Raw genomic sequence first — 12,762 nt, 5'->3', positions numbered from 1 at the left:
TCGCGCCGTGCTGATCGCGATCATGACCATCTCCCGCGATCTCTCCGTCACCGTCGATCCCTCCGTCGCCTGGGATCGGCGCGCCCGCCTCACCGCCGGCGTCCTGGGCCTGGGCGCCTTCCTGACGCAGTTCGACGTGACCGCCCTGGTGGTCGTCATGCCGGAGATCGGCCGCGATCTCGCCGTCGGCCTGCCGGGCCTCGCCTGGGTCATCGACGCCTACAGCCTCGCCTTCACCGCTGCGCTCCTGGCCGCCGGGGCCCTGGCGGACCGCTACGGCCGGCGCCGGTCGCTGCTCGTCGGCAACGCGGTGTTCATCACCGCCTCGCTCGCCTGCGCGCTCGCCTCGACCGCGCCCGCCCTGTGGGCGGCCCGCGCCGGGCAGGGGATCGGATCGGCCCTGCTGATCACCGGTGCCCTCGCGTCGATCGCGGCCGCTTTCCCGGACGCCTCGCTGCGGGCGCGCGCCTACGCCCTGATCGGAATCCTGTCGGGCGTCGCGATGGCGCTGGGGCCGACTCTCGGCGGCCTGCTCGCCGCCTGGCTCGGGTGGCGGGCGATCTTTCTCGCCAACGTCCTGCCCTGCGCCTTCATCGCGCTCGCCGTGCCGCGCCTCGCCGGCGAGGGGCGGGCGGCATCCCGGACACCGATCGACTGGCCAGGACTGGTCCTCCTGACCTGTGCGCTCGGCTTCGCGATCGAGGGCTGCCTTCAGGCTCGGGATCCGGTCCGCTGCCTCGTCAGCCTGGCCGCCGGCCTCGCGCTCGCCCTGGCCTTCGCGTGGAGACAGCGTGGCCGGCCCCACCCGCTGATCCACCCGGTCCTCGTGTCGGATCGCACGGTCCAGGCCATCGTCGTTCTGCTGATCGCCGTCTCGGCGGGCTACTGGGCCGTTCTGGTCTACCTGCCGGCCTTCCTCCTGGCCGCCTTCGGGCTGGACGCGCAGGCGGCCGGCGTCGCTCTGCTCGCCGCGACGCTGCCGATGCTGGTGCTGCCGCCGGTGGGCGGCCGCAGGGTGCAGAGTCTGGGCTGGCGGCGTGCCTTCGGGAGCGCGCTCGTCCTGATCGTCGTCGGGAATGGGGTCCTGGCAGGAGCGTCCCTCGCCGGCCCACCGGCCGGCACCCCGGCCCTCGTCGGCGCCCTCGCCGGCATGGTCGCCGTCGGAGCCGGGGCGGCCCTCGCGCATCCCCAGCTCTCCGGCGCCATCGTCGCGCTGGCACGGTCCGAGACCGCGGGCATGGCCTCGGCGGTCACGATGGTGGCGCGGCAGGGCGGGTTCGCGCTCGGCGTCGCGGCCCTCGGCGTGCTGGCATCGACGGAATCGAACGGTGCAGGTTACGCACCCGTGTTCGGGTTCGCCGCCGTCACCGGACTGGTCGGGCTCGCGGCCTGCCGCCTGCTCCCGGATGACGCGACACGGCAGCGGTGAGGCGTCGTCGGGTCAGGCCTCTCGGCGCCTCAATACTCCCACTCCGCCCCCACCCCCACGGCCGTGCGTCCATCCGCCCCGGCCTCGCCCTGCACCTTGATCCGCCCGGTCACGTCGTAGGTGATGGTGGCCGCGCTGTCCTCCGGCCGGGCGCCGGCGCGGACGCCGACATTGACCCGCTCGCCCAGCGCCCGCGACAGGCCGACCGCGGCGCCGCCCTTCGAGCCGGCCTGGATGTCGAGGCTGTCGAGGCCCAGCCCCTTGCGGGCGCTCTCGAACACGTCGGGCCCGCCGGCCCCGCCGGAGAGCTGGGCGACGGCCTGCGCCAGTTGCAGCGCCTGGAACGGGGACAGGCCGCCGGAGGCCTTCTTGAACAGGAGGCGCGACAGCACCTCGTCCTGCGGCAGCGGCGGCTCGGAGGTCAGGGCGAAGTCGGGCTGGTTGGCCGGGCCGGTGACGGCGATCTTGGCGGTGACGTCGCCGGCCTGGGACTGGGCCAGGAAGTCGAGGTCCGGCGCGGTCAGGTCACCCGCGAAGGTCAGGCGGCCGCGGGCGAAGTCGAGGCGCTGGCCGACGATCTGGATCCGGCCGCGGCGCATCGCGAAGGCGCCGTTCGCCACCGGCGCCGCGGAGGTGCCGGTGAGGCGCAAATTGCCGCCGAGCTCGGCGTCGATACCGCGGCCGCGCACGGTGATGCGGCCGGGCGCGTTCACCGCGATGTCGAGGGTGGCGAGGAAGGGCGGAGCCTTGGAACCGCGCCGCGACGCCGCCTCGCGCTTGGCCCGCGCCGCGAGGCGGGCGCGGGTCTGCGGCGGCGCGTTGACGTGGCGGATGCCGGGCAGCGGCTGCACCGTAGCGGGCAGGCGGTCGGGCACCGAGACGTCGAGGGAGACGACGTCGACCTGGCCGGTGATCCGCGGGGTGCGGGCGAGCGGCCCTGTCAGCGACAGGTTGAGGCCGGAGATCAGGGTCATCAGCGGGCTCGAGACCAGCTCGGCCCGGTCGGCCCGGATGGTCAGGTTGCCGGGAAAACCCGCCGCCGGCTCGACGGCGACGCGGCCTTGCGCCTGCAGGGTGCCGCCGTTGCGGGTGGCGGCGGTCAGGCGCTCGATCACGATCGTGTCGCCGCGGCCGATAATCCGGCCCTGGATGTCGGTGAGGCGCACGCCCTGGAGCGGGTCGGTGAAGCTGCCGCCGGCGATCACCGCCGAGCCGTCGATCTTCGGGTCCTGGAGCGTGCCGGCGACGCCGGCATCGAGGGCGACCCGGCCGGTCAGGCGCTGCCCGCCCGCCGCCAGCAGCGTGTTGGCGAGCGCCGCGTCGAGGGTGCCGCGGGTGCGCAGGCCTAAGGCGCCGCCGGCCTCGACGGGGAGCGAGCCGGAGAGCGTGAGCTGCAACCCGCGTCCCGCCGTCACCGTGCCGTCGAGCCCGGCCCGGCCGTCCTCGATCCGGCCCGATGCCCTGGCGTCGATCGGCGGCAGGCCGGCGGAGCGGGTCTCGGGCGTCACGAGGCGCGAGACGCTCAGCGCATAGCGCCCCTCCGGGCTGGCGGCCGGGCCGGCGAGCACGGCCTCGCCGTCGAGGGTGCCGGAGAGGCTCAGGCTCGGCGCGGCGATGCGGGCCATCGCCAGCGGCAGGCTCTTCAGCCCGAGCCGCAGGTCGAGACGCTGGCCAATCGTGCCGTCGAGGCTGGCGCGCCCTGAGCCGGCGGCGATCGCGAAGCCCGCCACCGTCACGCCCTCGTCCCGGAAGGTGATCGTCGCCGGGCCGGCCAGCGCCAGCCGGTCGGCCCCGCGCACGGCGCTGAGGCGGGCGAGGTCGAGGCGCGGCTGCTCGGCCGGGACGAGGCGCGCGGCGCCGTCGAGGGCGAAGCCGCGGGCCCGGGCCTGGAGCGTGAGGTCGCTGCCGTCGGGCGCGGGCTTGGCGTCGAGGCGGATCGCCTCGATCGTCTCGGAGCCGGCGACGAGCCGGTCGGCATTGAGCCGGCCGGAGACCCGGGGGCTCGCCCAGAGGTCGGTGCCGGCGAGATCCGCGTCGAGCCGCGACAGCGCCACGCCGGCGCCGCGCACGCCCTCGCCGGTCGCCCGCACCCGCGCATCCTGCCGGCCGCCGGCGCGGGACAGGGTGATCGCGGCGTCGAGGCGGCCCTGCAGGCGGGTGAGCGCCAGGGCCGAGAGATCGTCGAGATCGCCGGCCTTGAGCGTCACCTCACCTTCGGCGAGGCGCGAGGCGGGATCGACAGCGGCGCGGCCCGCGAGGTTCACCGAGCCGAGCGTGAGCGCGAGCCGGTCGAGCAGCCAGTCGGCGTCGCGGCGGGCGAGGTGGAGGTCGCCGGCGAGCGGCTTGCCGTCGATCCGGCCGGACAAGGCGACCGTCCCGTCGAGGGCGCCGGTGGCGTCGGCGATCGTCGCGCGGGCTGCGAGGTCGCGGACCGGGCGGCCCATGGCGCGGGCCTCGGGTGCAGACAGGGTCAGGGCGAGGTCGGGCCGCTCCAGCGAGCCGGTGAGGCGGGCGTCGAGCGCGGCGCGGCCGGCGAGCTCGGGATCGAGGGTGGTGAGGTCGCCGAGATCGACCCGGCCGGTCATGTCGGCCTTGGTCTCGGTGGCGCGGCCGTCGACCGTCGCCGTCACGGCGTGTCCGGTCAGGCGCGCGGCCTGGACGGCATAGCCGTCGGGCAGGCGGGTCAGGCGGCCGGTGAAGCGCGGGTCGCGGCCGAGCGTCCGGTCGAGGGCCGGAGTGCCGAGAAACAACTTCTCGGTGCCCGCCTCGACATCGGCGGTGACGCCGGCCCGGCCGGGATCGCCGGAGAGGAGCGCCTTGACGGCGACGCGCCCGCCGAGCGGCCGGCCGGCGGCGAGCGAGAAGGCCGCGAGGTCGGGGAGCTCGGCTTGCAGCGTGCCCGCCACCACGTCGCGGCCGATCCGGCCGGCGTAGCGGGCGTTGGCGGTCGGTGCCTCGATGGTCACCGCGTCGAGATCGGCGACGCCGTTCGGGTCGATCCGGCCGGCGAGGCGGAACGACGCCTTCGGGCCGATCGCGCGGCGCAAGGCGGGATCGGCGAGGTGGAGGCCGTCCACGTCCGCATTCGCGGCGAGGCGGAAGGACTGGCCCTCGGGAGCGCGCGGCAGCGGCTCGGCGACGAGGTCGGCACTCGCCCGGCCGAGCCGGCTGCCCGCGGCGGACAGGCCGGCGGCGCGCAAGGTCCCGCGCACGGCCGGCGCATCGAGCGGCCCTTTGAGGCTCGCGTCGAGCATCAGCGATTCGAGCGTCGAGTCGCCGGCCTTGGTGACGCCGCCCTCGGTCGGAAGCGCCCGAGCCTGGAGGGTCAGGTCGGCGTTGCGCGCGGCGTCGACCCCGCCATTGAGGGCGAGGCGCGCGGTGCGGGACGTCAGCTCGAACCGGTCGACCTGGACCGCGCCGGCATCCGCGAAGCGCAGCGCCCCGTCGAGGCGGGTGGTGCCGGAGAAGACCGCTGCGAGGGGACCGGGCATCAGGCCCTCGACCCGCGAGGCGAGGTCGAGCACCATCCGCCGCTCCGTCCCGACCCGGTCGATGCGGGCCTTGCCGTCGGCGCCAATGCCCTCGCCGGCCTTGAAGAGGAGGCCGGCATTCCAGGAATCGAGCGTGCCCTTGCCGTCGAGGTCGAGGCTGACCGGGGGCAGGCCGGGCAGGTTCATGAGCCGCGCGGCAAGCCCCCCGGCGGGCTCGTCATGGGCGAGCTTCACCTCCAGGCGGGAGGTGTCCGGCACGTAGGCGAGCTTGAGGGTGACGGTGCCGGGCTTGTCGAGGCGGCGCAGGCCGAAGCCGAGGTCGAGGCCCTCGCGCGGGTCGCCGAGGGTGGCCTGGCCGGCCCCGCCGATGCGGGCCGCCTCGCCGATCACCGGCTCGCCGAGGACGAGGTCGCCGAGCGCGAAGGCCTTCACCACCACCTTGACCGGCAGGTCGGGCAGCAGGGCCTCCTTGTCCTGGGCGGGCGGGGTGGCGGAGGGCAGGGGGCGGCGGAGGACCTCGAGGCGGCCGATCTCGAGCCGGTCGATCTCCAGGCGGCGCGAGAGGAGCGCCGTGCGCCGCCAGATCAGCCGGGCCTTGTCGAGGCGCAGCCAGACGCCGTTGCGGTCGGCGATGGCGACGTCGCGAATGGTGGCGTCGGAGGAGAGCGCTCCGTCGACGGCGCCGATCGAGACCCGCGAGGTCGGGGTCGAGAGGGCGCGGGACAGGAGGTCGCCGAGGATCGTCGTCTCGCCCTCGGCCGCCTCGCCGGTGGCAGCGTGGCCGAGCCAAGCCAGGCCCAGAAGCACGACAGCGAAGGCGGCGGTGAGGAGGCGCGAGGCCCGCATCTGCATCATTCAGAAGGCCTGACCGAGGCTGATGTAGAGGGCGACCGGCGGCTGCTTGAGCTGCTTGTCGGGGTTCAGCGGCACCGCGAGGTCGACCCGGATCGGGCCGATGCCGGTGTAATAGCGAAGCCCCAGGCCCGCCGCGACGCGAATGCGCTCGTCGAAATCGGGCAGGGTGCCGGCGAAGGCCGTGCCGGCATCGACGAAGGGCACGATGCCGATCGTGTCGGTGATCTTGATCCGGCCCTCGACCGAGCCCTCGAGCAGCGAGCGCCCGCCGATCGGCAGCTGGTAGGGGCCGATCGGCCCCACGGTGCGGTACGAGTAGCCGCGGATCGAGCCGCCGCCGCCGGCGAAGAAGCGCAGCGAAGCCGGGATGTCGGCGAGATTCGCGCCGCTAACCGAGCCGAAGCCGAGGCGCGCGGCCAGGATGTACCGGCCCTCGTCGTCGAAGGCGTAGTAGGTCGACCCTTGCGCCTTGGCGATCAGGAGGTCCGGGCTGTTGCCGAGGCCCGCATAGGGGGTGAGCGAGGCGGTGACGCGAAAGCCCCGGGTCGGGTCGAGCAGGCTGTCGGTCGAATCGTAGGTGACGCCGGCATTCAACCCCAGCAGCCCGTAATCGACGCGGCCGAGGGCGTCGCGGTCCGAGCCGACCCGGCCGTCGAGGCCGATCTGCGCCGAGAACGCGTCGGCGAAGCGGTGGCGGATCGCGACGGTGCCGCCGGTGGCGTCGCTGAGATAGGATTGCTGCACCTCGCGGCCGATGAAGGCGCTGGCCAAGAGGTCGTTGCGGGTGCCGAACAGGGCCGGCTTGACGAAGGTCGCGGCGAGACGACCGCCGAGCCCGTTGGTCTCGATCCCGGCGAGCTTGCGGCGGCGGGCGTAATAATCGGTGCCGAGGCCGAGATAGGACAGATCGGCGTCGATCCGCAGGGTCTCGCCGCCGCCGAACAGGTTGCGGTCGGCCCAGTAGGCCCGCACGCCCGGCCCGTCGACGGTCGAGTAGCGCGCCGAGACGCCGACGATGTGCGGCGCGCGCTCGGTGACGTCGACGAAGACCGGCAAGCCGCCGTCGGGATCGAGCGCCGTGCCCTCGCGCACCCGCACGCCGCCGAGCGCCTCGATGCGCGAGACCGAGCGGCGGATGTCCGCGAGCGCCTGCGGCGAGTAGGGATCGCCCGGCTCGGCGTAGATGAAGGAGCGCACCACCGCCGGATCGACGTTGTCCGTGCCCCGCACGGCGATCGGCCCGAGGACCGCCTTCGGCCCGGGATCGAGCACGAAGGTCACGTCCATCGTGCGGGCGGCGTGGTCCACCACCGGCTCGCGCCGCAGCACCTTGGCGAAGGGGTGGCCCTGGCGGCGGAACTGGTCGACCAGCGCCGCCTCGCGGGCGAGCACGGTGGCGGAGCGGGCCGGCGCCTCGTCGTCGAGGCGGGTGAGGCGGACCGGTACGGCCTCCGGCGGAAACGGCCTGCCTTCGGGATCGAGTACCGCGATGCGGCGCAAGTGGTAGAGCGGTCCCTGGTCCACGGAGACCCGCACCGCCACGAGGGAGCGGTTGCGCGCGGCTTCCGCGGCGCGCACGGCGCTGCGGGCGGCGGCGTCGCCCCCCAGCACCACGTCCTCGATGCGGAAGGACACCGTGCCGGCATAGTAGCCGAAGCCCCAGAGCGCATCGACGAGGCGGCCCGCATCGGCCTCGGCCCGGCGCAGCAGGCCCTCGCCGTCCGGCGGCGCGTCGTTGCGCAGGCGGTAGAGGCTCGACGTGTCCTGGAGGGCCCGGAGCAGGTCCTCGTCCTCGACGCCCTGGAAGCGGACCGAGTAGGGCAGGGCGGCCGGGCTCGGCGCCGGCGGCGCCTCCTCGGAATTGAACAGGCCGAACAGGTCGAAGGCGCGCGCCGGCTCCGCCGCGCCGACCCCGAGCGCGAGGCCGAGCCCGAGGGCCTTGGCAACTCCTACCGACCGACGCACCGTCCGTGCGCCGTGACCTTCGCCCCGTTCCCGCATGCCCCCCGGCCGTGCTTGCAGGCCCCGCCCGTCCGGGCAACGCCGAGAAATACCGTCGCGCCCGCGGCGCGCCCCGTCTTACGCCCCCGGGTCTGGGTTCCTTCCCCAAGGGTCGAGGGAATTCATGTCCAAACCGTGTTCGTCGATCGGCCCGGTCACGGGACAACCTAGAGCATATGTCCGCGAAGAGGAACCGCCGCGCCGGTCGGATCGGGAGAAGACGGCGCGCTAAGCCTCTGACATCTGCGGCGGGATCGCGTCCGCCCGCGGCGCGCGGTCGCGCCTGCTGTCCGGCGCGCCGGCGCGTTGAGCGGGACCGTCCCGTCCCCGCTGTCCACAGGGTCCGTCGCATGGTTCCGGTCGTGTTCCACCCGGCCTACGAGGCCCCGTTGCCGGAGGGCCACCGCTTTCCGATGGGCAAGTACGGGCGGCTCGCCGCCGCGATCGAGGCCCGCGGCCTGGTGCCGGGGGGCTTCGTGACGCCCGAGCCCGCGGACCCGGAGCTGATCCGTCTCGCGCATGACGGGGTTTACGTCGAGCAGGTCGTCACCGGCACGGTGCCGCGGGCGGTCGAGCGGGCGATCGGCCTGCCGGTCGATGCCGGGGTGGCGCGGCGCTCGCTCGCCGCCTGCGGCGGCACGCTGTTGGCCGCCCGGCTGGCGCTCGAAGGGGGGCTCGCCGGCAGCACCGCGGGCGGGAGCCATCACGGCAGGCGGGACGGGGGCCGGGGCTTCTGCGTCTTCAACGACGTCGCGGTGGCGGCGCTCGCCCTCAAGCGGGAGGGCACGATCCGCCGGGCCCTCGTCATCGACCTCGACGTGCACCAGGGCGACGGCACCGCCGATTGCCTGCAAACCGAGCCCGACCTGTTCACCTTCTCGATGCACGCCGAGAAGAACTATCCCGCCGACAAGGTCCCGGGGGACCTCGATGTCGGCCTGCCCGACGGGCTGACCGACGACGACTACCTGGCGGCCCTCGCCCTCCACGTGCCGCGCCTGATCGATGCGCTGCGCCCGGATCTGGTGTTCTACAATGCCGGCGTCGATCCCCACCGCGACGACCGCCTCGGCCGCCTGGCACTCACCGACGATGGTCTGCGCCGGCGCGAGGCCCACGTGGTCGGCGCGGCGCGCCGGCGCGGCATCCCCCTCGTCGCGGTGATCGGCGGCGGCTACGCGACCGACATCGAGGCGCTGGCGGCCCGCCACGCCCTGGTCTTCGAGACCATGGCGGAGCTGGCGTGACGGACGGTCCGGAACGGCCGAGGCTGTTTCGCCGTTGACCTCCCGAAGACCGCAACGCCAGCACGCGAGAGGATGCGATGAGCCTCATCGGCCGAATCGTCACCAAGATCCTGGGGAACGACGATCCCCGCCTGCGCCCCGACAACCGCCCCTACGACGACCGGGTCACCTACAACGATTCCGGCAACCTCGTCGGCCGCCTCGTCACCAAGATCCTGCGCCGCTGACCCCCGCAACGCCGCAAGGCACGACCCGACACCCCCGCCGGACCCCCGGCGGGGGTGTCGCCGTTACGGGACGGGCGCGATCGTTCGGGACAAAATCCATCACCGGTGCGATTTCGCACTTGCGAACGCCGCCGGGACGCCTATCTTTCGCAGTGCACGGTCGCGATGGCGTCGCGGCCCTGCTGCCCTCTTTGGGCGTTTCCTCCCTAGACTTCGGGCCGCCCGCAAGGGTGGCCTTTTTTCTTCCTCCCGTCCGGGGGCGGGACGAGCGGAGGTTCACGAGCCGTCCGCCCATCGCTTCGACCGATGATCAGTCCAGCCGCTGCCCCAGCCGGCCGGCGAGATCCTGGATGTACTGGAACGCCGTACGGCCCGAGCGCGCCCCGCGGGTCGTCGACCATTCGAGCGCCTCGGCCCGCAGCCGCGCCGGCTCGACCGCGAGGGCGTAGCGCGCCACGTAGGCGTCGATCATCGCCAGGTACTCGTCCTGGCTGCACTTGTGGAAACCGAGCCAGAGGCCGAACCGGTCCGAGAGCGAGACCTTCTCCTCGACCGCCTCGCCCGGGTTGATCGCCGTCGAACGCTCGTTCTCCATCATGTCGCGCGCCAGGAGGTGGCGCCGGTTGGAGGTGGCGTAGAAGATCACGTTGTCGGGCCGGCCCTCGATGCCGCCGTCGAGCGCCGCCTTGAGCGACTTGTACGACGTGTCCTCGGCGTCGAACGACAGGTCGTCGCAGAACACCACGAAGCGGTGGGGATCGGGGCGCAGCCAGCCCATCAGGGCGGGCAGGCCCTCGATGTCCTCGCGGTGGATCTCGACGAGCTTCAGCGGCCGCTCCAGCGTGCCTTTCGCATTGATCTCGGCGTGGACCGCCTTCACCAGCGACGACTTGCCCATGCCGCGGGCGCCCCACAGGAGGGCGTTGTTCGCCGGCAGGCCGCGGGCGAAGCGCTCGGTGTTGTCGAACAGGATGTCGCGCATCCGGTCGATGCCGCGCAGCAGACCCATCTCGACCCGGTTGACCCGCGGCACCGGCTGCAGCCGGCCTTCCGGCTGCCACACGAAGGCGTCGGCCGCCGCGAAGTCGGGGGCGGGACGGGCCGGCGGGGCGGCACGCTCCAGGGCCGCGGCGATGCGCAGCAGCACGGGAAGAAGCGCGGAATCGGGGAGGGAGCTGGGGGTCGTGTCGGTCATCGCGGGGAAACTCGGGCTCCTGCGCAGGGGCGGACGTGCCGGCAGCGCCTCTTAATCCCAGGTGGCGGCGGACGAAAACCCGCCGGGATGGGGCACCGGAACGCCGATCCCCGCAATTGCTTTCGGGTCGTCGGTGGCTATAGTCCGCGCGCTTTTGCAAGGCCGGCGGGGACCCGCGCGGCCCGATTTCGTCTTGTTCCGGGAGACCTCGAGAGTGATCACGCCCGCCTTCGCGCAGGGAGCCGGGGCGACCGGCGGCACGGACATCCTCGTGCAGGTCGTCCCCTTCATCCTGATCTTCGTGATCATGTACTTCCTGATCCTGCGCCCGCAGCAGCGCCGCGCCAAGGAGCACCAGGACATGGTCAAGAACGTGCGCCGCGGCGACACGGTGGTGACCACCGGCGGCATCCTCGGCCGGGTCACCAAGGTGACCGAGGCCCCGGAGATCGAGATCGAGATCGCCCCGAACGTGCAGGTCAAGGTGGTCCGCACCATGATCGCCGAGGTCCGGGCCAAGGGCGAGCCGGTCAAGGCCGCCTGATCCCACCCTGGACGAGGACGGCCCGGGCCCTCACCGCCGGGCCGCCCTATCTGACGTAGATCCCAAGGACCGGTTGGAACGCCGCGGATGCTCCGTATCTCCACCACGAAGGCCGTCGCGACGCTCGCCGTGATCCTGATCGGCCTGATGCTCGCCGTGCCGAGCTTCTTCTCGGCCGATCAGCGCAAGGGCTTCATCAACTCGCTGCCGTCCTGGTTCCCGACCTGGATCGTGCCGACCCGCGCCATCGTGCTCGGCCTCGACCTCCAGGGCGGCTCGCAGATCGTGCTCGAGGTCGACCGCAACGACCTCGGCCGCACGATGGCGCAAGGGTTGCGCGACGACGTGCGCCAGGCCCTGCGCGAGGCCGGCGTGCAGGCCGACGGCGGCATCCAGCTGCAGCCGCGCGGCGTGCAGCTGCGCATCAGCGACGCGGCGAACCGCGCCAAGGCGATGCCGAAGCTGCAGGCCCTGTCGCAGCCCGTCACCGACGCGACCCTCGGACAGACCGGCGCCCGCACCCTCGACGTGCGCGAGGAGCCGAACGGCCTGATCCAGCTCGCCTACACCGATCCGGGCTTCAACGCCCGGATCCGCCGGGCGGTCGCCCAGGCGATCGAGGTGGTGCGCCGCCGCGTCGACCTCGGCGGCACCACCGAGCCGTCGATCCAGCAGCAGGGCGCCGACCGCATCCTGGTCCAGGTGCCGGGCCTCCAGGACCCGGCCCGCCTGGAGGAGCAGCTCGGCAAGACGGCGAAGCTCGAGTTCCGCATGCTCGCCGACAGCCCGGCCGGCGACGTCGACATGCTGCCCTCCAAGGATTCCAACGGCCAGCGCGTGCCGGTGGAGCGCCGGGTGATGGCCGACGGCGCCGACCTGACCGACGCCCAGCCGGGCTTCGACCAGAAGTCGAACGAGCCGATCGTCAACTTCAAGTTCAACCTGCGCGGCGCCCAGAAGTTCGGCCAGGCGACGAGCGAGAATGTCGGCCGCGCCATGGCGATTGTGCTCGACAACGAGGTCGTGTCGGCCCCCCGCATCCTGCAGCCGATCACCGGCGGCCAGGGCCAGATCTCCGGCCGGTTCACGGTGCAGCAGGCCAACGACCTCTCGGTGCTGCTGCGCGCCGGCGCGCTGCCGGCCAAGCTGACGGTGATCGAGCGCCGCACCGTCGGCCCGGGCCTCGGCCGCGACTCGATCGAGGCCGGCAAGCACGCCACCATCGTGGCGACGATCCTCGTCGTCGTGCTGATGTTCGCGGCCTACGGGGTGTTCGGCCTCTTCGCCAACATCGCGCTCCTCGTCCATGTCGGCCTGATCCTCGGCCTGATGTCGGTGCTGGAAGCCACCATGACGCTGCCGGGCATCGCCGGCATCGTGCTCACCATCGGCACCGCGGTCGATTCCAACGTGCTGATCTACGAGCGCGTGCGGGAGGAGGTGCGGGCCGGCCGCTCGATCCCCTCGGCGCTGCAGGCGGGCTTCGACCGCGCCTTCGCCACCATCGTGGATTCCAACTCCACCATGGCGATCGCCGCGGTGATCCTGTTCTTCCTCGGCTCCGGCCCGGTCCGCGGCTTCGCGGTGGTGTTCATCCTCGGCATCCTGACCACGGTCATCACCGCCGTGACCCTGACCCGGATGATGATCGCCCTGTGGTACCAGCGCCTGCGGCCCAAGACCCTGCCGATCTGACGTTTTCCGGCGGGCGGCCTTCGGGCGGCCCGCATCCGCGCTGCGCCCGGTCGGGCGCGCCGACACACACCTTCCGAG

General features: G+C 73.4%; 8 protein-coding genes. 5 read left to right on the top strand and 3 right to left on the bottom strand.

Going from position 1 to position 12,762, the window contains the following annotated elements; translation table 11 throughout:
- Positions 1-22 precede the first annotated feature (22 nt).
- A complete protein-coding gene (locus DK412_RS28095) occupies positions 23-1,429 on the top strand; it encodes an MFS transporter (protein ID WP_162596323.1) in 1,407 nt (468 codons plus the stop codon).
- Positions 1,430-1,458: 29 nt separating this feature from the next.
- Here the strand turns inward: DK412_RS28095 and DK412_RS28090 are convergent, their stop codons facing one another.
- Together DK412_RS28090 and DK412_RS28085 are read right to left on the bottom strand one after the other, a co-directional pair.
- The gene (locus DK412_RS28090; RefSeq protein ID WP_109974663.1) at positions 1,459-5,775 is read right to left on the bottom strand and encodes a translocation/assembly module TamB domain-containing protein; all 4,317 of its coding nucleotides are present in this window, start codon (positions 5,773-5,775) and stop codon (positions 1,459-1,461) included.
- Complete coding sequence (locus tag DK412_RS28085; protein ID WP_245571993.1) at positions 5,776-7,653, bottom strand: autotransporter assembly complex family protein; 1,878 nt, start codon at positions 7,651-7,653, stop codon at positions 5,776-5,778.
- A gap of 473 nt (positions 7,654-8,126) precedes the next feature.
- Here DK412_RS28085 and DK412_RS28080 point away from each other — a divergent pair, with 473 nt between their 5' ends.
- Complete coding sequence (locus DK412_RS28080) at positions 8,127-9,023, top strand: histone deacetylase (RefSeq protein ID WP_109974661.1); 897 nt, start codon at positions 8,127-8,129, stop codon at positions 9,021-9,023.
- Positions 9,024-9,100: 77 nt separating this feature from the next.
- Positions 9,101-9,250, top strand: coding sequence for a TFIIS helical bundle-like domain containing protein (locus DK412_RS28075; RefSeq protein ID WP_109974660.1), 150 nt, complete (start codon positions 9,101-9,103; stop codon positions 9,248-9,250).
- Positions 9,251-9,560: 310 nt separating this feature from the next.
- On the opposite strand, the gene DK412_RS28070 is transcribed toward DK412_RS28075, so the two are convergent.
- Entirely contained in the window at positions 9,561-10,445 is an 885-nt protein-coding gene (locus DK412_RS28070) for an ATP-binding protein (protein ID WP_109974659.1), read from the bottom strand.
- A 214-nt stretch (positions 10,446-10,659) separates the two neighbouring features.
- Between DK412_RS28070 and yajC the strand changes: the two genes are divergently transcribed.
- Entirely contained in the window at positions 10,660-10,989 is a 330-nt protein-coding gene (gene yajC, locus DK412_RS28065) for a preprotein translocase subunit YajC (RefSeq protein WP_093566757.1), read from the top strand.
- Between the two features lie 87 nt (positions 10,990-11,076).
- The gene (gene secD / locus DK412_RS28060) at positions 11,077-12,684 is read left to right on the top strand and encodes a protein translocase subunit SecD (protein WP_109974658.1); all 1,608 of its coding nucleotides are present in this window, start codon (positions 11,077-11,079) and stop codon (positions 12,682-12,684) included.
- Positions 12,685-12,762: the final 78 nt, after the last annotated feature.

It is taken from the genome of Methylobacterium sp. 17Sr1-1 (genome assembly GCF_003173775.1).
Classification (GTDB): domain Bacteria; phylum Pseudomonadota; class Alphaproteobacteria; order Rhizobiales; family Beijerinckiaceae; genus Methylobacterium.
Note: the sequence above shows the minus strand (reverse complement) of the source record. Positions and strands in the feature narration are given on the sequence as shown.